Source organism: Rhodococcus sp. 06-156-4 (genome assembly GCF_002259345.1).
Lineage (GTDB): Bacteria > Actinomycetota > Actinomycetes > Mycobacteriales > Mycobacteriaceae > Rhodococcoides > Rhodococcoides fascians_E.
The window spans coordinates 203,063-221,752 of the sequence record NZ_NPGB01000027.1 but is presented as its reverse complement, the minus strand read 5'-3'; the positions used below and the strand labels follow the sequence as shown (position 1 = coordinate 221,752).

Below are 18,690 nucleotides of genomic sequence, written 5' to 3'. Positions count from 1 at the left end.
GTGCACGGGCGGTGTGGCAGGCGGGGTGGGGTGGCGTGCGGCGGGCGCGGATTCGGGCGGGATGCAGCGAAACCGGGCTGACGACTGGTTTTGTGAGTGTTCCCAGACACTGTGACGTGAATCACTGGTTTGTTCACTTCGCATTTACTCAACACGCCCGAGTTGTCAACTTGGGCGACACGCCGCGCAATAATTCATACACAGGACAGAAAGTTTATGTACACCCTTTGAGCTGGTGGAATGGTCGATATTCGGAAAGTTATACCCAGGTTATCCCCAGATGGTCAACACAGTTGTTCAGCACTATCCACATTCGATCCCCAGGTTCATCCACAGGCTGTGTTGTGACGGGAAACGATTGCGCCTAACGTCCCAGCAGCGTGTCTCCACCGGCAGAAGGGGTGACGCACGGAGGTGCCCGATCGTGGGTGCGCGTGCGGGATTCTTGTCGGTGGCGAGGGGTAGAAATTGTGTCGGTACGTAGTCGTGCGGTAGTCGGCTGCGAGGTTTCGTACGGGGAAAGGACGGTCGACTTCACGTGGCAGTTGTGGACGATCGAGGGCAATCGGACTACTCCTCCGAGCCGCCGCCCAGTGAAGCCCCGGGCGAAGATTTCGGTCGTCAACCCCCGCAGGACATGGCGGCGGAGCAGTCGGTTCTGGGCGGCATGCTCCTCAGCAAGGACGCCATCGCCGACGTGCTCGAGGTGCTCCGTCCCGGCGATTTCTACCGCCCGGCGCATCAGAGCGTGTACGACGCCATTCTCGACCTCTACAGCCGCGGGGAGCCCGCTGACCCGGTGACGGTCTCGGCGGAGCTGGATCGTCGCGGTGACCTGAAGCGGATCGGGGGTCCTCCGTACCTGATCACACTCACGCAGACTGTTCCCACTGCGGCGAACGCCGGTTATTACGCGGAGATCGTGGCCGAGAAGTCGATCCTGCGCAGGCTCGTGCAGGCCGGCACCCGCATCGTGCAGTTCGGGTACGCGGGTTCGGACGGCCAGGACGTCGCCGAGGTCGTGGATCGTGCGCAGGCAGAGGTGTACGAGGTCACCGAGCGTCGTACTTCCGAGGACTTCCTCCCCTTGGAGGAGCTGCTGCAGCCGACGATGGACGAGATCGACTCCATCGCCAGTCGCGGCGGTATCTCCCTCGGTGTGCCCACCGGATTCGCCGAGCTCGACGAAATTACGAACGGTCTTCACCCTGGTCAGATGATCATCGTCGCGGCGAGGCCTGGTGTGGGCAAATCGACCCTGAGTATGGATTTCATGCGGTCGTGCTCGATCAAGCACGGTATGCCCAGTGTCATTTTCTCGCTGGAGATGAGCCGCACCGAGATCGTGATGCGTCTGCTGTCGGCGGAGGCCAAGATCAAGCTCGGTGACATGCGTTCGGGAAAGATGACGGACGACGACTGGACCAAGCTTGCTCGACGGATGAGCGAGATCAGTGAGGCGCCTCTGTTCGTCGACGACTCCCCCAACCTGACGATGATGGAGATTCGCGCCAAAGCTCGGCGTCTGAAGCAGCGCAACGGTCTGAAGTTGATTGTCGTGGACTACCTTCAGCTGATGTCGTCGGGCAAGAAGGTCGAGTCGCGTCAGCAGGAAGTCTCGGACTTCTCCCGTCAGCTCAAACTTCTCGCCAAGGAACTCGAATGCCCGGTGGTTGCCGTGTGTCAGCTCAACCGTGGTCCTGAGCAGCGCACCGACAAGAAGCCGATGGTGTCCGACCTCCGTGAGTCGGGATCGCTCGAGCAGGACGCCGACATGGTGATCCTCCTGCACCGCCCCGACGCCATCGAACGCGACGACCCCCGTGGCGGCGAGGCCGACCTCATTCTGGGTAAGCACCGTAACGGCCCGACGGCGACCATCACAGTGGCTCACCAGCTGCACCTGTCGCGTTTCGTGGACATGGCGAGGGGCTGATCGCCGCGCTGGGTGTTCAGCTGGACGGGCCGTGGTGGCACACGAGCATCTGCGTGGCGCCCCGTTGGAACTCGTAGTCGACGTTCGCTGTGCGGCAGTGAATGTTTCGGTTGCGCAGTTCGTCGAGCAACTCGGCGAGCCGAGGATAGGGCTCCGACGACCCGACCGGGACGAGCGGAAAGATTCGCAGCTCGTGGGACGTGACTCGCATGAGTTCGACGATCGTGTCGAGGTGGAACGCGGCGTCGAGGGTGTCCGCGTAGCTGAACAGTAGGTGGGAGCTGAGCACCAGATCGAAGCTGGCATCGCTGAACGGCAACGATGGTAGCCGCCCGGGAACGTACCGGCCGGGGTGCCGTCGTATATCGGCCGAAAACTGTTGCGCAGCGGTGTGTCTGGCGAGTCGGTGTTCGTCGGGTCCAGCGAAGAACGTCCACGCGTAGTGGTCGGCGTGCGCGAGTACGTATGCGTGCCCGCGATCAGTCTCGGACAGTGCAACGGACGCGAGTCCCTCCGGGTCGTCCGCGAAATACGCTACGTCGCAGGCTGTTACGTCGCTGCCGCGGTCGGTTGCCTCGCAGGTGAACCCGGAGGCGCCCGCAGGGCAGTCGAGGATGCGACGGGACAGATCGGAGTCGGTCAGGCCGAACATCGCACGATATTCGTCGAACGATCTTGCGGTCATCACTACGTCGAGGGTCATGGGGTGGTCCTCTCGGGATGGGGGCCACCTCGGGCGTCGACCACGAACGCGACGTACAGGTGAGAATCGTCGGCCGACATGAGGCGGCCGAAGGAGTGCACAGGTCAGGGCCGCGGGTTCAGGGCCGCCACCGAAGCTGTACGAACGTGGTCACCTGATCAGTGAAACACATCAGCCCGTGAAAAGGCCCGACACGGATTGCCCGATACCCGGCCGAATCGGCGGGATCCCGTCGAACAGGCGAAGTATCGGGCAATCCATGCCGCTGCCTAGCCCCTGACCTCTATGCATCGACGGTGGCACGCCCTGACACTCGGGATGCAATAGCGTCGGCGATGACGTTCACCTCGGCGGCAAGGGTTTCGCGACTCTTGGTTTCGGATTCGTGCAGGAAGGTCGAGGATCCGAGTGTTGCCCCGACGTATTCGACGATGCCGCGTTCGATCTGGATGGCGAATGCCTGATCGATGCCGTGGCGCCCGAAGCTGTCGGCGTCGTCGGCTGCAACGGCGACGAGGTGGATGGTGAGTCGACCCAGTTTCTTGACGAACCCGGTGTCGGGGCTGTCGTCGAAGGCCCATCCGTTGATGAACACACGGTCGATCCAGCCTTTCAGCTGAGCGGGCATGGACCACCAGTACATGGGAAAGACGAGGACGAGGTGGTCCGCGCGGTCGACGCGGGCCTGCTCGGACGCTATATCGGCGTCGAGGGTTCCGGTTCCGCGGAAGAGGTCCAGGTCGGCCCGGGTGAAGCGGGGGTCGAAGTTCTCGGCGGCGAGGTCTGCGAACTCCACCGTGTCGCCCGCGTCGACGAGTGCGTCGATGGTCGAGCGTGCGACGTGGTGGGTGAGGGAGTTCGGGTCGGAATGGGAGACTACGACGAGGCTGCTCACGGAGATCCTTTCGTTGGGCGAAGAACGCTATGTACCAAAGGTAGGTTACTATTGGTACATAGCGCAAGGAGGTGTGTGGATGGCTCGGACCAGGTTGTCGCGTGCCGAAAGGTACGACCAATTGATCGAGGTCTCATGGGCGCTCGTCCGAGCAGAGGGCGCCGACGCTCTCACCCTCGGTCGGCTCGCGGAACGGGCGGGAGTTGCAAAACCCGTGGTGTACAGCCATTTTGCGTCCAGGGCGGTGCTGCTGGCCGCGCTCTTCCAGGAGTTCGACGACCGTCAGGCGGCCATGCTCGAGGAGTACCTCGACAACGCAGAAGCGACGCTCGACGGCCGTGCCGCGGCAATTGCCAACTCGTACGTCGGGTGCACGCTCGCGCAGGGCCGTGAACTCACCGGAGTACTCGCTGCGCTGGAAGGATCGCCGGAGCTCGAGCAGGTCAAACGCGCTGCAGACCAAGCTTATTCGCAGCGGTGCCGCGAAATCCTTGCCCCGTTCGTCCAATCGTCGACGGGGGTGTCCGTACCCTCGATCACCGCGATCTTCGGCGCGGCAGAGGCGCTGTCTCGTGCGGCCGTGACGGGTGACCTGTCCCCGGATCAGGCCACGAGTCAATTGGCCGAGACCATCGTCGCCGTCGCCGGCAGGAGCGGGGCCTAGAGCGGGTGGATCCAGCGCTCGACGTGACAAGCCGAGAAGCTTGTACTGTTGTCCCGGCGACGCGAACGTGAGGTGAGTGCACGTGAAGTGGAAGAAACGGCCCGGTGACGCAGGTATCGCTCTGGGCCCGAGCATCCCGATTCTTCGCATGTTCGACGACGCGGCTACGCGGGCGTTCTACATCGATTATCTGGGTTACGACGTGGAGTGGGAGCACAGGTTCGAGCCCGGGATGCCGTTGTACATGAGGGTTCGTCGTTCCGGTTCGGTGCTCGATCTGTCGGAGCATCATGGAGATGGAACACCGGGGACTGTCGTGTGGATTCCGATTCAGGACATTCGGGCGTTCCATCGGCAGCTCGACGCCGCCGAGTATCGGTCGATGCGGCCGGGTCTGGACACCGATGCGCCGGGTGGGCCGACGGTGACCGTGATCGATCCGTCGTCGAACGTGCTGCGTTTCTGCCAAGTAGAGGACCCGGACGAGTACACCAACCGGTGAGACCGTTCACGGGTCGTAGCGTCGACGGCGCTGTTTGCGGGCAGGTACCTCCAGTGTCGGCATCGTTCGTAGCAGAAAACTCTCGAAGTGCGGTGTGGTGAAGACCGATTCGTTGTTTTTAGTGATGTGCAGCAGCCCTTTGTCCACCAAACCCGCCCGTGTTCGCGCGCACTGCGCGACGGTACGTTCGAGGGCTCGTGCGGTGTCGATCTCGGCGGGAGCATCCACGATTGCGCGCAAGTACGCGAGGTCCACGTCGTCGACGCGACCGAGGTTTCGACGGAAGAAGTTCTCGTCGACGAACTTCTCGTATTCGGGAACGGCGTTCTCGATGTCGGCCTCGGTGACGACGTCGGTGTTGCGAGCGTCCCAGACGACGAATCCGAGGGCGTGCAGCAGCGCCGGAAATTTCCCCGTGATCGTCGACGCGGCCAGGACCGCTCCGTCCGTCCACGACCCTCCACTGCGCAGCGTGGCGGCGGCATCGGCGTCGGCGAGAGCACCGAGAACCGGGAATTCGAACAGGCGGTCCGCGCGCGCTCGAACCTCGTCCACGGTCGGTCGGTTCGGCGGCTGCGCGCCCTCCGGTATCTCGTCGACGGGATCGGTGAGCCCTGCACCGACGACCGTGATGGGCAGTTCGCGCAGGTAGCAACGATGGAACGCGTCGATCAGCGCGGAGAGCTGTGCCGAGGTGAGCCGCTGTAGCTCGTCGATCACGAAGACGATGCCTGTGTCGTGGGCACGCGCGGCCTCTCCCAGCGCGAGGAGGGTTGCCGTCGTGTCCGCGGACAGCTGCCCGGTGTCGGCTGCCCCGGGCGTCGTCTCGGTCCATTCCGCGGTGAGGGGGCTGCTCGCTCCGAGCACCGAGGCGAACGAGCCGAGTACGCCGGACGCTCTTTTCGCCTCCGATCCCCAGTGCCCGCGGGCGGATACGGCCAGCAAGGCACTGCGGCATTCGAAGGCCAGTTGTCGTCGGAATCCGTCGTCGTCCCGTCGGACCGCATCGATGTCGACGATCGCCCAACGCCTCGACCGCGCGATCGAGACGTACTCGCGGAGCAGTACGGTCTTACCGGTGCCGCGCATGCCGGTGATCAGCTGCGACCGTGCGGTATGACCGCGTTCGAGGCCGTCGAGCAGAGAGATGAACGCCGACCGGTACTTCTCGCGTCCCGCCAGTTCCCTCGGCACCTCGCCCGACTCGGGTGTGTAGGGATTGTTCATAGGAAGAGTTATAGGGGCACTCGGCAGGTAAGTACATCGCTGCGAGAAACTCTGTGACATGCGAGAAAAGTGAGGTACCCCGGCCGCACGGATCGGTAATTGCACACTCCGGCACTTCGGTCTACTCTCGACGGTCTTCAGCCCACGGATGGTGGCCGACCGCGCTGTCCCACTGCCGATCGCCGAACGATCGGAACCCGCCATCCCTCACCGCCCACCAGGTTGGGTCCGACGCGGTTTGTCGGACCTCACAGTGCCCTGACCGGAGGTCACGAACATTTTCACGACGGTAGACGCCCGAACCCACGAACCATCGGTCGATGCGAACCTCCCCGGAACACTGCAAGCGTGCTACTCGATCGAGTTGGACAAGTTTGCCTGGTGGGGCACGGGCAGCCCCTCTCAGGATGCCGTCGCGGCCGGACTACCTGCAGGAACGCCGGCGTCGTTGACCATCGCACTGCCCGACGCCGCCTCCCGATCGGTGCAGGCGCTGTCGGTCCCGGTTGCACTGGTGGACGCGCCGGACGCGCTCACTGCGCTCACCACGTGGCGACCGGGAGATCGCGCGAGTCGGTCACTGCGGGTCTGGGCGCGCATAGCAGTGGCGTCTGCGGCTGGTGGGGACGTGGAGGGCCTCGTCTCGTCGCTGCCGATTGCCGGACACGCGGCGGTCGGACTCGACACGACGACGATCTGGTCTGCAGCGTCCACCGTCGACGCGGCGCTGCATCGGCGGGCGGGTGAGCCGACGCTTCTGCGGGCAGAACTTCGGCCGTATCAGCGGGCAGGCGTCGCGTGGATGAACGCAGTGGCAACGAGCGGCGGGGGAATTCTGGCCGACGAGATGGGCCTGGGAAAGACGGTGCAGGCGATCGCCGTCTTCACGCTGCGACGCGATGCGCCGCACCTGGTGGTGTGCCCGACGTCGTTGGTCGGCAACTGGGCTCGGGAACTGACCAAGTTCGCGCCGGGCATCGAGGTTCACGTTCATCACGGGGCGTCGAGGACGCGGAGCCTCGAGCACGTCGGGCCGGGTTCCGTCGTGATCACCAGCTATCCGACGCTGCGAAGCGATGCGGACATGATCACGGAAGTAGACTGGGACACAGTGGTTCTCGACGAGGCGCAACAGATCAAGAACTCGGATTCGCAACAGGCGCGCGCGGCCAGGAGGCTGCAGGCGCACCTGCGCATCGCGATGACAGGTACTCCGGTGGAGAATCGACTCGACGAACTGTGGTCCCTGATGGCGTTCGCTTCACCCGACGTTCTGGGAGCACGTGCGCGCTTCCGGCGACGGTTCGTCGTCTCCATCGAGCAGAAGCGGTCCGACGCCGCGGCGGGTCGGCTTCGTGAGCTCGTGGGGCCGCATATTCTGCGACGGCGCAAGGTCGATGTCGCACCCGAACTCCCTGCCAAGGTGATGAATTCGGTGGTCTGCACGCTCACCCAGGAGCAGGAGCGACTGTATCGGCGTCACCTCGACAGCTCGTTGACCGAAGGATTCGGGACAGGGATCGGACGCAGGGGACGGATCCTGACGTTGCTCACTCGCCTCAAACAGATCTGCAATCATCCTGAGCTCGTCGACGGTACCGGTGCCGAAATCCAGGGCAGATCAGGCAAACTCGATCGGGTGACGGAGATGCTGTCGGAGATCGTCGACGACGGGCAGGCGGCGCTCGTGTTCACGCAGTATCGCGGGACCGGCGAGTTGTTGTCCCGGCATCTCGGTGACGAGGTCACCGGACATCCGGTGCCGTTCTTGCACGGCGGTCTGTCCACTGCGGCCCGCGAGACGATGGTCGACGAGTTTCAATCGGGCGACGGCCCACCGATTCTGATCCTGAGTCTGCGCGCGGCCGGGTTCGGCCTCAACCTCACTCGTGCGTCGCACGTGGTTCATTTCGATCGGTGGTGGAACCCGGCCGTGGAGAGCCAAGCGAGCGATCGCGCTCACCGAATCGGGCAGACGCAGACCGTCACGGTGCACACACTGCTCACCGAACGAACCCTCGAGCAGTCGATCGACGACATGCACGGACACAAGCGTGACCTCGCGGACATCGCGACCAGCGAAGCGACGCTCGACATCGGTGGCGATCTGGCGAAACTGTCGGACGGTCAGCTTCGCGAGCTGCTCGAGATCGGGGCGGGCCGATGAGTGACGATCTCGGGGTCACCGCGTGGGGGCGTGACTGGGTACGGCTGGCGCAGCCGACGTCCATCACCCGACCGAATCCAGCTCTTCCTCGGGCGCGATCACTGGTTCGGAACGACAAGGTCGGTGACGTCGTGATCTCGGCCGGGTCGATCAGAGCAACCGTGTTCGGGGCGCGTGACCAGCACGTCAGCCTGCATTGTCCCCTCTGGGCGGACGACGCTGCGGAGTCGGCCCGAGCAGCGCTGCGCGGTCTACCCGCCGGCGACGTGCCGGATTCCGTCCACGCCGAATGGTCGAAGGCAGGCATGCCCGTCGGTCCGAGTCGTGACGAGCTGACCGCCGACTGCGACTGCACGAAACGAACCAGTCCCTGTGTGCACGTGCTTGCGGTGTTCTTCGAGATTGCTCGACGCATGGACGAGCGCCCGGTATCGGCGGTCGAGTTGCGCGGGGTGAGTAGCTCGCCCGACGCCGACGCCGCTCGGCTGCCGATCGACGGCCTCGACCCGGCGACCTTCTACGGGTAGGACGGCGCATCTACTCCGGCCACGGGAGAACCGTCAGATGCGGCCAGATCGATGTCCACCGGGCGGCCTTCGACTCGTAGACGTGCCGCATCGGAAGCAGCGGGTTCGGCCTGATCACCCCGGCGAACACGTCGTCGAATCCGTGGGGTGCATACACCGTCGTCGTTCCGTCGTTCTCGCTGCGGGCCCCGAAACAGCAGGTGGTGGACACGAAGTGGTCGATCCCGTCCTCCGTGCTTCGGAACGGCTTCACCGGTGCGCCGAAGCGATCTTCGTACCAGAGATGAACGCGGGCTTGGTTGCGGACCTCGACGTCGACTCCCAGATCGGCGAACAGAGTTTCCGCATGTCGAATGACGCGATCCTCTGATTCGTACGACAGGTCCGTGCCGTCGTAGTAGAGAAAGTCGTAATCGCGTATGCCGGCTCGAGGATCGGAGCCGGCGACGTGGTTCCAGACGGTCTGGAACAGGCCACCTGCCGTCAGATACCAGTCGGTGAGCCCGAGTTCTGGTCCACGCTCCAGGATCTCGACGACCACCGGATTGGTTTCGATTGCCGTCAGAAAGTCGTCACGCCCCATTCGTCCGATCGTGCCACAGCACCCGAGGTCGGGGTCGAGTCGTTCCGAAGGTGTACGGAATGTACATCGCAACGACGATGTGTGACGGCGCCTGCGTTCGTAGGGTGGAGTGCACATCACCGCTTCGACGAAAGGAACGTTCGATGTTGCTGGAACTCAGCGCGCAGGACGACACGGCCACCACGGTTTTCGGCCTCGGTTTCGGGGTTCTGATTCTGATACTTGTCGTCGCGGCGTTCGCGTTGTTCGTCGCCGCCCTGGTCAGCATTTTGCAGTCGAAGAACTACACGACCGCGGGCAAAGCGATCTGGGTCCTGATCGTGCTGGCGTTCCCGTTTCTGGGGACGATCGTGTGGTTCGTCTGGGGTCGCGGTTCGAGTTTCACGACCGACCGTCCGCGGTAGAACGCATGGACTGCGCCGACGTGGCGTGCGACGCTGGTCTCATGCGTACGGGGCGGATCGCAGGGCGAGTCGTGTTGGTCGGCGCCGTGGCGGCAGGGTTGGCGACCGGCATCACTCCCCCCGTCGCGCAGGCTTGCACGTGTGCCTACGTCCTTTCTCAGGTGAGCGACCGTGTTCGACAGCACTCGTCTCCCGACGGCGCGGTCTTCGTCGGGGTGGCGACCGATGTCCGCGACGACGGCAGCACACTCACCTACGACGTTCGGGTCAGCGAGATCTACGACGGTGACGTGGAGGCCGACGCCGTGGTGTCGACGGCCGCGGAGTCGGCCGCGTGTGGCTCGACGCTTGCGGTCGGTGACGAGTACATCTTCTTCGCCCAACGCGGTGAGTCGTCGCGGGATCGTCTGCAGGTCAACAGCTGTTCGGCCACGGCGCCGACGACCGATCGTACGACGCTCGATGCTGCCGAGCGCTCCTACGGCACTCCCACCGTGCTGGAGGCCGATTCCCCTCCGATCGGGGCGACCCTGTGGCTCGGGGTCGCCGGCGTGGTCAGCGTGGCCGTTGCCGTCGGCGGGGTTCTTCTGTTGGGTAGGCGTCGATCCTGACCTTCGGTGGGGCGGGAGTGGAGCCTGCGGAATGACCTTCGGTGGGGCGGGAGTGGAGCCTGCGGAATGACCTTCGGTGGGGCGGGAGTGGAGGATGAAGTGGAAGAGAGAGGGATGTGATGACGCGATTCGGTGTTGTGCTGAGGCCGGAACTGCCGCCGGAGACCATCGTCGACGCGGCGCGTGCGGCCGACGAGGCCGGGGTGGACGAGATCTGGCTGTGGGAGGACTGTTTCTTCTCCGGGGGAATCTCCATGGCCGCAACTGTTCTCGCGGTGACGCCGCGGTTGAACGTCGGGATCGGAGTTTTGCCCACCCCTCTGCGGAACGTCGCGGCCACGGCGATGGAGGTCGCTGCTCTGGCTCGGCTGTATCCGGGACGGACGCGGGTCGGGTTGGGTCACGGTGTGCAGGATTGGATGGGGCAGGTGGGGGCGCGAGTGCAGTCCCCGCTGACTCTTCTTCGCGAGCAGATGACGGCACTGACGAGTCTGCTGGCTGGTGAGACGGTCGACGTTCGGGGCCGTTACGTCTCGTTGGACAACGTCCGCTTGGATTGGCCACCGGCGGAGCCTCCGCCGCTTCTGGTCGGTGCGACGGGCCCCAAAACCCTTGCTGTGAGCGGCGAGACGAGCCGCGGGACGATACTGACCAGCTCCACCACGCCGCAGCAGGTCCGCGACGCGATCGGCCACATCGGTGGTGGGCCGGGCCACGACATCGTCTTGTACGTGTCGGACCTGGTGGACGACCTCGACGAGTACACAGAGGCTGGTGCGACCACCCTGGTACTGGAACCAGGTCCGCAGACAACCGATCTGGCCGGCGTGTTCCAGCGCGCCGTCCACCTCGCGTCCGGTGGACCTCCCCGGTGACGAGTGTCGACGTGCAGAACGCAACAGTGCGGAACGTTCACCTCGACTTCGATCTGAGTATCGGCTTCGACGACGGTTCGGCGGTGGCGTTCAGTCAGCTCGACATCGGTGGCACACGGTTCGACGAGGACAACCAGTTCGAGGGGCTGCGTGCACTGACGTCCCTGCTCACGACTCGGTGCACGATGTCCGAGTTGGCCGCGGACGGCACGCTGACGCTGCGGTTCGACGACGGAAGTGCCGTCACCGCAGCTCCCCGGGAGGAAGTCGAGTCCTGGGAGTACACCGCGCCGGACGGTGCGACGGTGCTGTGCCTTCCCGGAGGCATCATCGAGACGCTGGACGCGCCTGAAACGTCCGCCGCGCCTGCGTCACCGACCGGTTCACCGGCAATCGGCTCGACCGTCGTACGGATTTCCTCCGGTGAGCACGGTGGGATTCAATTCTCGGACGGCACGCTGCTGGCGACGAACGTGGATCTGGAGTCGGCCTATCTGGTTCTGCGCGAAAGCGTCGTTCGGGTCGGGCGAGGCATCGAGCTGTCCTCGGGTCATGTTCTCTGACATCGGGGTACTCGGGTAGGCCGGCTCCGAGTCCTCAGGGTCGAACGATGAGCTGATCCGCGTGTCGGGTGACGTGACGATGGAAGCGCGCGACGGGAGCTGTCGGTCGGCGTCGGCCTGTCGCCAGCCCGACCGATCGAGTGCGGTCACCGGTCAGGGGAACGGTCGTCACGCCGGCGACGGCGACCTCCGGCTTCGGTAGAAGCGCGATCCCGAGCCCGGCTCGTACGAGTGCCTCGATGGTGTCGATCTCACTGATCTCGAAGGGAACCCGCGGGACGAATCCGGCTTCCGCGCACCACGTGTCGAGCAGTGTGCGCAGCTGGAACGACGGCGGGCTGGCCACGAAGGCTTCGTCGGCGAGGTCTTCGACCGCGAGTGCCCGACGAGACGCAAACGGGTGTGTGGCCGCTGCGTGGACGAAGATCTGCTGGCTGCCCAGGACCGTCACGTCCAGGTCGTCGGGCGGAGGAATCATGACGGCGAGATCCAGTCGTCCGTCGCGAATCATGTCCGCGAGGGCTTCGCCGTGTGCTTGCACCAGTCGAACCCTGACGCGGGGAGCGACTGCATGAAAGTCCGTCAGAAGGGCGGCCACCGAACGCGATCCGAGCGTCAGAGGGAATCCGAACCCGACGACTCCGCTGTCCGGATCGGCGTCGGACCGCACCGCGGCGACAGCGTCGTCGAGTTCCCGCATCACTTGGTGGGTGCGGTCGAACAACTCCCGGCCCGACGCGGTCAGAGTGACCCCGCGACCCACCGGTTGGATCAGCGCCAACCCGAGGATGCGCTCGAGGCTGTGCACCCTTCTGCTGACCGAGGATTGGGGCACGTCGAGCCGGGCTGCCGCGCGGGTGACGTGGCCTTCCGCGGCGACGGCGTCGAAGGCGGAGAGCAGAGGCGCTACGGACTCCGGGCGGTCGAACGAGTAGTCATCCATTTCCGGATGATAATTGCTCGAACATCTCATTGGACGGAACGGTCTCGTCGCCGCCAGCATTGACGGCATGACTTCACATGCGGAAATCCTGGACGTCGCGCTCGTCGGCGGCGGCGTCATGTCCACGACCCTCGGAACGCTGATCCAGAGGGTGCTGCCGGACAGGTCGATCGCGTTGTTCGAGCGACTCGACCGGCTGGCCGGCGAGAGCTCGGGTCCGTGGAACAACGCGGGTACCGGTCACGCAGGTCTGTGCGAACTCAACTACATGCCCGACGCCGACGACTCGTCCCGGACCGAGCAAATCGCACGGCAGTTCGCGGTGTCGAGGGCATTCTGGGACTCGCTGACGCGGAGCGGTGACCTCGATCCGTCGTTCCTGAACGCAGTGCCTCACATGGACGTGGTGTTCGGCGATGCCGATGTGGACTACCTGCGACGCAGATGGGAGACGCTGAAGTCGAACCCCCTGTTCCAGGGTATGGAGTATTCCGAGGATCGTGATCGAATTTGCGGCTGGGCGCCGTTGCTCGTCGACGGTCGCGCGCCGGGCGAGCGGATCGCGGCGACGTGGGACGCCGGTGGTACCGACATCGATTTCGGCGCACTCACCGAATCGCTCGGCCGGACGATGGAGGCGAGCGGGTGCTTGATCCGCACCGGCCACGAGGTGACGCGTCTGCGCCGCACGTCGGACGGTCTGTGGCATCTATCGGGTCGAGTCCGATCGACCGGGCGGGTGTTCGAGGTTCGCGCGCGGTTCGTGTTCGTCGGAGCCGGCGGGTACGCACTGCGTCTGTTGCAGAAGGCTCGTGTTCCCGAAATCCGCGGGTACGGGGTATTTCCCTTCGGCGCCGAGTTCCTGTACGCCGATGCCCCGGAGGTCGTCGCGCGGCACGGCGTGAAGGTCTACGGCAGACCGTCGCTCGGTGCGCCTCCGATGTCGTTGCCGCACTTGGACAGAAGGCATGTCGACGGCACGACGTCGCTCATGTTCGGGCCGTACGCGACCTTCAGCACCCGCCTGTTGAAACACGGTCGCCTCCGCGATCTCTTCGGTACCGTCCGTCTTCGAAACCTGCCCGTTCTGTTGTCGGTCGGTATCGGCAACCTCCCCCTCGTCCGTTATCTCGTCGGGCAGGTTCTGGCGTCGTCGAAGCGCAAGTTCGCCGAACTCGAAACGTTCTACCCCGCTGCCGACCCCGCGCAGTGGCGTCTGATTCAGGCCGGTCAACGAGCTCAGCTGATCAAGCCGCGCAGCAGATTTCGCGGTGATCTGATGTTCGGCACGGACATCGTCACCGGCAGGGACGGATCGATCGCGGGCCTGCTCGGTGCCTCGCCCGGTGCATCGGTCGCGCCTTCAGCGATGATCGAGGTGTTGACGAGATGTTTCGCCGACGATCGTTCCGAGTGGCAGCCACGGCTCGACGCATTGCTGGCTGCTGCCGGCTCACGCCATGGCGCACTTCAGGAACAATCCGACAGGTATGGTTTTCGGTGACGAGTGTCGTTGTCGGTCGGGGATGAGGTGGTGGAAGCGGTGAAGAATGTTGTCGCGCCTGGGCTGGTGCTGGTCGCTGTGGCTGCGATCGGTGGGTGCGCCGCGCCGCAGCCGGGCGACCCCAGTTGCAGCGACGCGGTGGCGTCGGATCTGCGTGTGACGGGAGAGGCCGCTCCCGAGTGGTCCGACGAGTGGCTGTCGCAGGCGGGTGGGGCGCTCGGCGGGGGCTGGGTGGACCCGGAGGGTGACGTCTTCGCGCGGGTCTACTCCTGTGTCGGGTTGGACACCATCGCATTTCGGGAGATCACCGGTACGGGAAAGAAGGCGGCGCAGCGAGATGTTCGGGTGGGCGTCGCCGACTACCTGTATCGCGCCGGTGATGTGAGCACCCCCGACGGTCGGTACTCGGTCGACATCGCGGTGTCGAGGTCGGAGCCGGGCCCGGTTCGGTTCGGTGTTGCGTTCTCGCCGCTTCAGACAGAGCGGACGTACATCGACGTCTACTCCGGGGCCTTCGTCGTGCAGCAGATGCGCGAGTCCGGCATCCTGTGACCCCGATCGTCAGAGTGGCACCGGAGACGGCGCCGTATCGGCAAGTGCGGCAATGAGATCCCTCTGAATGTCCGTCGGGGGTATGGACGAGTCGACCACCGCGGAGACGGGAAGTTTCAGTCTGCGCTGCGCTTCGGTGCGGAACACCAGCCCGGTCTTCGGAGTGCTCTCGGCCGTGCTCGCGTAGATGATGGACCAGCATTCGGGGTGGTTGAGCAACTCCGCGCTTGCCGTGTGGTCCATGGCGACGGGTGGGCCGAAGGCCAGGCGTCGACCACTTCTTTTCATGGCTCCTTCGATCACCCGATGCAACAGGATCTGCTCGCTGCGCTTGGGGAGGAGCAGTGGGTACTGAGCGAGCTGCTCGAGTCGCGGATCCGGCCCGGATGCCAGTGGGTGACTGTCGGCGAGTACGACGACGAGGTTCTCCTTCCACAGCTCGGTGACCTCGAGACCGGAGCGCTCGACGTTGCCTCGGATCAAGGCCACCTGGCAGTCGCCCGACGTGACGGCTTCGATCTGTTCGGCGAATCGTTTCAGGACGAAGTCGATCTCGGCTTCCGGATGCCGCTCGCGTACTTGGACGATCGCGGCGATTGCGTTGGCTGCGAACGTCATGTTGCCGGTCAGGCGCAGCTGATTCCGGCGCCTGGCCGTCAACGCGAGCGCGGACTGCTCGAGCTCGACCATGTGCCGTGCGATGGACATCAATTGTGTTCCGACAACGGTCAATCGGACCGAGCGCGACGACCGTTCGAACAGTGACTCGCCCATCTCGCGTTCCAGTTTGCCGATCTGGAGGCTGATCGCCGACTGCGAGACATAGCACCGCTCGGCGGCGCGCGAGAAGCTCAGCTCCTCGCCCACGGCGAGGAAGTACTTCAGTTGCCGAAGTTCCACAGCGCTCCATTCATGAGTTTTACTCATCGATACTATTCCAAATTTCCCGTTGATAGACCACTGGCCGGGGCGTTTCATGGAGTGTGGTTGCTCGATTGGAAAGGAAAACCAGTGGATACGTACGAGGTCGTCATCGTGGGATCGGGATTCGGAGCGTTGGCTGCGGCCAAGTCTCTGGGCAAGGCCGGCGTGAAGTTCTCGCTCGTCTCCAGCACGACGGAGCACCTGTTCCAACCGCTTCTCTACCAGGCAGCGACCGGCATGCTGTCGACCGGCGAGATCGCTCCACCCGTCCGGCGCATCCTCGCCCGTTACGAATCGGCCGATGTCCGGCTCGGCAAGGTCGTCGACGTCGACCCCGAGTTGCACCAGGTCACCTACATCGGCGCGGGCGGTAGCCACACCATCGGGTACGGCCGATTGATCGTCGCGACGGGCGCGACGCAGGCGTACTTCGGACGCGACGAGTTCAAGGACCGCACGTTCGCTCTCAAGACCGTCGACGACGCCGTCGCTCTGCGTGAGCAGATCCTGCGCTGCTACGAGACTGCGCACCACACCTCCGACCAGGAGGCGAGAAAGGAGCTGCTCAGTTTCGTCGTGGTCGGTGCCGGTGCCACCGGTGTGGAATTGGCCGGGCAGATCAGGGATCTCGCTCAGCGGTACTTCGCCGGATCCTTCCCGGACATCCATCCGGACGACGTGACGGTGACACTCGTCGACGGCGTCAAGGACGTGCTGCCTGCGTTCGGCGGCAAGCTCAGTACCTACGCCCGCGCCAAGTTGGAGAAGTCGGGCGTCGAGGTGGTCACCGGGGCAATGGTCACCGACATCGTCGACGACACGGTCACGGTTCAGGATGTGGACTCGAAAACGTCGCGGACCATCGCCGCCAAGACCGTCATCTGGTCGGCCGGCGTGCAGGCCAGCGATCTGGCGGCCACGCTCGCCGAACGCACCGGCTGCGAGACCGACCGTGCCGGCAGGCTTCTCGTCCACGACGACCTGACCGTCGGTACGGCGAAGGACATCTACGCCATCGGCGACGTGACCTCGTTGAACGGTCTGCCCGGTCAGTCGCCCGTGGCAATGCAGCAGGGCCGCCACGTTGCCAAGGTCATCACCGGAAAGGCGGACGCCGGAACCCCGTTCGCGTACACCGACAAGGGAAGCATGTCGATCGTCGGCCGGTTCAGCGCAGTGGTGCGGTTGTTCGGGAAGGTCGACATGTCGGGTCCCATCGCGTGGGTCATGTGGTTGGCGGTGCACCTGATGTACATGGTGGGCTTCCGCAACCGCTACGTGGCCGTGGTGTCGTGGATGAGCTCGTACATCGGAGACAAGCGCCCGCATTTTCAGTACACGGACAGATCCGCCGTACTCACGCAGGCGAAACAGCACGAGGACCGCGAAGCAGCCTAGGAGCAAGGCCGATTGTTTTCACTGCACTGCGTAGAGGGTGTTGCCGTCGATGTCGTCGAACTCGAACATCGGCGGCAGCCCCTCCCAGAGGAGAAGCTCGTTCACCTTCGCCCCGTGCCCGACGAGGTGGGCGTGCAGGGCTCTGGCGTCCGCTGTCACCAACCGCACGCCGGTATCGCGGCCCGCGGAGAATCCCGGGTACTCCGTCAGTAGCGCGATCTCGATACCGGGAGCGCTCATCTGCACCCAACGCGATCCGAGTTCCTCGATCACACGGTCCGCGGACTTCGTCAAACCCAGTGCAACGGAGTAGAATTCGATTGCACGGTCATGGTCGGCGACGGGTATCGCCACCATTCTCACTCCGGTGACATGTGCCTCGGTCATGGTTACCTCCAAGGTCTATGTTTGTCCTTGCGCAGAGGTGGACTCGACGGCGCGATGGAAATCATCGCGGTGCACGAAAGGACTGTGAATCCGCCTCGGTTTCACAGCCGACGTAACTGTTTGTCCAGATAGGCACGGGTGGGAGGGTCTGCGGTGAGGGAGATGGCTTTCTCGTAGGCGGATCGGGCGGAGTCGACGTTACCCAGCTGAGCCTGCAGGTGAGCGCGCGCCGCCCATGCGGGCTGGAATCGCTCGGTTCCGTTCGTTCGATCGAGCAGACGGAGTGCAGCGAGGGCGCCGTCGGTTTCTGCGGTGACGACGGCGAGCGCAACGGCGCTGCCGACTGTCGGTGCCGATGTCTGTAGTGCGGAATACAATTCGCGCAACGCGGTCCAGTCCGTTCGGCCGGTCTTTCGGCGACCACAGTGCACGGCAGAGGCAGCTGCTTCCAGTTGGAAACGCCCGAGTGCACTGGAGCCTGCGGCCACCAGGCGGTGTGCCGCGACGAGATGCTGCTCCCCGCGATGCAACAGGTCTGCGTCCCACAGGTGAAAGTCCTGCTCGGCCAACGGAACCAGTACCCCGTCTCGGCAGCGTGCCGGCATCCGAGCGGCGGACAGTCCGATCGATGCGGCAAGCCCGTGCGCCTCCGCGTCCTCCGGCAACACTGCACACAGTGTCTCGGCGAGGTGCATCGCCTCACCGATCATGTTTTCTCGCACTTCGGATCCCGAGGCGTTCCAGTCGATCGCGAACGCGCCGTACACGGCTTCACGAATCGCGTCGACCCGTGCCGGCAGGGCACTCCGATCGGGTAGTTCGAACGGGATGTGCGCATCCCGGATGCGCTTCTTCGCTCGGCCCAGGCGTGCCGCCATCGTCGAGGCGGGTAGCGCGAACGCCTGCGCGATGTCCTTGGCCGTGAACCCCAGCACGACGTCGAGCATCAGCGGTGTCCTGACCGCACGGTCGACGTCGGGGTGGGCACACACGGCCATCAGCTCGAGCCGCTTGTCCGGCAGCGCATCGACATCGATGTCGTCGAGACGCGATTCGGCGTGGACCACGGGATCGAGCGCTACCGAGGTTCGATGTGCCGCCGATTTCCAGACGTCCCGACGCTTGTTCCTGGCGGCGGTGAGGAGCCAGGCGTCGGGATCGGTGGGCACGCCGTCGCGTGGCCAGGTGGTCAGCGCCCGTTCCAGGGCGTCGGCGAGGGCATCTTCGGCGGCGACGATGTTGCCGTCCGCGGATGCGAGGAGGGCAAGGAGCCGGCCGTACGACGTGCGCACAGCATGTTCGGCCGACTCCTGCGCTGCACTCAT

Annotated in this window: 20 protein-coding genes; 12 read left to right on the top strand and 8 right to left on the bottom strand. The window is 64.6% G+C overall.

The window, feature by feature from the left end:
• Positions 1 to 538: 538 nt before the first annotated feature.
• Positions 539 to 1,936 (top strand): replicative DNA helicase, encoded by a 1,398-nt coding sequence (dnaB, locus tag CH290_RS19860; RefSeq protein ID WP_027498586.1) that lies wholly within the window; start codon positions 539 to 541, stop codon positions 1,934 to 1,936.
• Between the two features lie 16 nt (positions 1,937 to 1,952).
• Here dnaB and CH290_RS19855 read toward each other — a convergent pair whose 3' ends face one another.
• Positions 1,953 to 2,639, bottom strand: a complete 687-nt coding sequence (locus tag CH290_RS19855) for a methyltransferase domain-containing protein (protein WP_033190253.1) — start codon at positions 2,637 to 2,639, stop codon at positions 1,953 to 1,955.
• A 283-nt stretch (positions 2,640 to 2,922) separates the two neighbouring features.
• Entirely contained in the window at positions 2,923 to 3,534 is a 612-nt protein-coding gene (locus CH290_RS19850) for an NAD(P)H-dependent oxidoreductase (protein ID WP_033190254.1), read from the bottom strand.
• Between the two features lie 79 nt (positions 3,535 to 3,613).
• On the opposite strand from CH290_RS19850, the gene CH290_RS19845 reads away from it, so the two are divergent.
• Together CH290_RS19845 and CH290_RS19840 are read left to right on the top strand one after the other, a co-directional pair.
• On the top strand, positions 3,614 to 4,198 hold the full coding sequence (locus tag CH290_RS19845; RefSeq protein WP_033190255.1) for a TetR/AcrR family transcriptional regulator: 585 nt from the start codon (positions 3,614 to 3,616) through the stop codon (positions 4,196 to 4,198).
• An 82-nt stretch (positions 4,199 to 4,280) separates the two neighbouring features.
• On the top strand, positions 4,281 to 4,700 hold the full coding sequence (locus CH290_RS19840) for a glyoxalase superfamily protein (RefSeq protein WP_230621078.1): 420 nt from the start codon (positions 4,281 to 4,283) through the stop codon (positions 4,698 to 4,700).
• Positions 4,701 to 4,706: 6 nt separating this feature from the next.
• Here CH290_RS19840 and CH290_RS19835 read toward each other — a convergent pair whose 3' ends face one another.
• A complete protein-coding gene (locus CH290_RS19835) occupies positions 4,707 to 5,927 on the bottom strand; it encodes an ATP-binding protein (protein WP_033190257.1) in 1,221 nt (406 codons plus the stop codon).
• Between the two features lie 364 nt (positions 5,928 to 6,291).
• On the opposite strand from CH290_RS19835, the gene CH290_RS19830 reads away from it, so the two are divergent.
• Positions 6,292 to 8,094, top strand: a complete 1,803-nt coding sequence (locus CH290_RS19830) for a DEAD/DEAH box helicase (protein WP_033190258.1) — start codon at positions 6,292 to 6,294, stop codon at positions 8,092 to 8,094.
• Entirely contained in the window at positions 8,091 to 8,621 is a 531-nt protein-coding gene (locus tag CH290_RS19825) for an SWIM zinc finger family protein (RefSeq protein WP_019665171.1), read from the top strand. Before CH290_RS19830 ends, CH290_RS19825 begins: the two co-directional genes overlap by 4 nt.
• A gap of 10 nt (positions 8,622 to 8,631) precedes the next feature.
• Here the strand turns inward: CH290_RS19825 and CH290_RS19820 are convergent, their stop codons facing one another.
• Positions 8,632 to 9,204, bottom strand: a complete 573-nt coding sequence (locus CH290_RS19820) for a nucleotidyltransferase family protein (protein ID WP_019665172.1) — start codon at positions 9,202 to 9,204, stop codon at positions 8,632 to 8,634.
• Between the two features lie 143 nt (positions 9,205 to 9,347).
• Between CH290_RS19820 and CH290_RS19815 the strand changes: the two genes are divergently transcribed.
• The 4 genes from CH290_RS19815 to CH290_RS19800 all read left to right on the top strand — a co-directional run bounded on the left by CH290_RS19815 (position 9,348) and on the right by CH290_RS19800 (position 11,657).
• Positions 9,348 to 9,608, top strand: a complete 261-nt coding sequence (locus CH290_RS19815; protein ID WP_019665173.1) for a PLD nuclease N-terminal domain-containing protein — start codon at positions 9,348 to 9,350, stop codon at positions 9,606 to 9,608.
• Between the two features lie 41 nt (positions 9,609 to 9,649).
• Positions 9,650 to 10,219: a hypothetical protein gene (locus CH290_RS19810; RefSeq protein WP_230621079.1), complete on the top strand. Its 570-nt coding sequence runs from the start codon at positions 9,650 to 9,652 to the stop codon at positions 10,217 to 10,219.
• Positions 10,220 to 10,338: 119 nt separating this feature from the next.
• Positions 10,339 to 11,094, top strand: coding sequence for an LLM class flavin-dependent oxidoreductase (locus tag CH290_RS19805; protein ID WP_033190260.1), 756 nt, complete (start codon positions 10,339 to 10,341; stop codon positions 11,092 to 11,094).
• On the top strand, positions 11,091 to 11,657 hold the full coding sequence (locus tag CH290_RS19800; protein WP_033190261.1) for a DUF6188 family protein: 567 nt from the start codon (positions 11,091 to 11,093) through the stop codon (positions 11,655 to 11,657). Before CH290_RS19805 ends, CH290_RS19800 begins: the two co-directional genes overlap by 4 nt.
• 34 nt (positions 11,658 to 11,691) lie before the next feature.
• Here CH290_RS19800 and CH290_RS19795 read toward each other — a convergent pair whose 3' ends face one another.
• A complete protein-coding gene (locus CH290_RS19795; protein WP_033190262.1) occupies positions 11,692 to 12,600 on the bottom strand; it encodes a LysR family transcriptional regulator in 909 nt (302 codons plus the stop codon).
• A 67-nt stretch (positions 12,601 to 12,667) separates the two neighbouring features.
• On the opposite strand from CH290_RS19795, the gene mqo reads away from it, so the two are divergent.
• Together mqo and CH290_RS19785 are read left to right on the top strand one after the other, a co-directional pair.
• Positions 12,668 to 14,104 (top strand): malate dehydrogenase (quinone), encoded by a 1,437-nt coding sequence (gene mqo / locus CH290_RS19790; protein ID WP_230621080.1) that lies wholly within the window; start codon positions 12,668 to 12,670, stop codon positions 14,102 to 14,104.
• A gap of 39 nt (positions 14,105 to 14,143) precedes the next feature.
• On the top strand, positions 14,144 to 14,656 hold the full coding sequence (locus CH290_RS19785) for a hypothetical protein (RefSeq protein ID WP_230621081.1): 513 nt from the start codon (positions 14,144 to 14,146) through the stop codon (positions 14,654 to 14,656).
• A gap of 9 nt (positions 14,657 to 14,665) precedes the next feature.
• Here the strand turns inward: CH290_RS19785 and CH290_RS19780 are convergent, their stop codons facing one another.
• Positions 14,666 to 15,583, bottom strand: a complete 918-nt coding sequence (locus tag CH290_RS19780; protein WP_230594030.1) for a LysR family transcriptional regulator — start codon at positions 15,581 to 15,583, stop codon at positions 14,666 to 14,668.
• 84 nt (positions 15,584 to 15,667) lie between these two features.
• Here CH290_RS19780 and CH290_RS19775 point away from each other — a divergent pair, with 84 nt between their 5' ends.
• Complete coding sequence (locus CH290_RS19775; protein ID WP_033190265.1) at positions 15,668 to 16,978, top strand: NAD(P)/FAD-dependent oxidoreductase; 1,311 nt, start codon at positions 15,668 to 15,670, stop codon at positions 16,976 to 16,978.
• Positions 16,979 to 16,996: 18 nt separating this feature from the next.
• Here the strand turns inward: CH290_RS19775 and CH290_RS19770 are convergent, their stop codons facing one another.
• Both CH290_RS19770 and CH290_RS19765 read right to left on the bottom strand, forming a co-directional pair.
• On the bottom strand, positions 16,997 to 17,365 hold the full coding sequence (locus CH290_RS19770) for a VOC family protein (RefSeq protein WP_033190322.1): 369 nt from the start codon (positions 17,363 to 17,365) through the stop codon (positions 16,997 to 16,999).
• A gap of 101 nt (positions 17,366 to 17,466) precedes the next feature.
• On the bottom strand, positions 17,467 to 18,690 hold the full coding sequence (locus CH290_RS19765) for an RNA polymerase sigma factor (protein WP_033190266.1): 1,224 nt from the start codon (positions 18,688 to 18,690) through the stop codon (positions 17,467 to 17,469).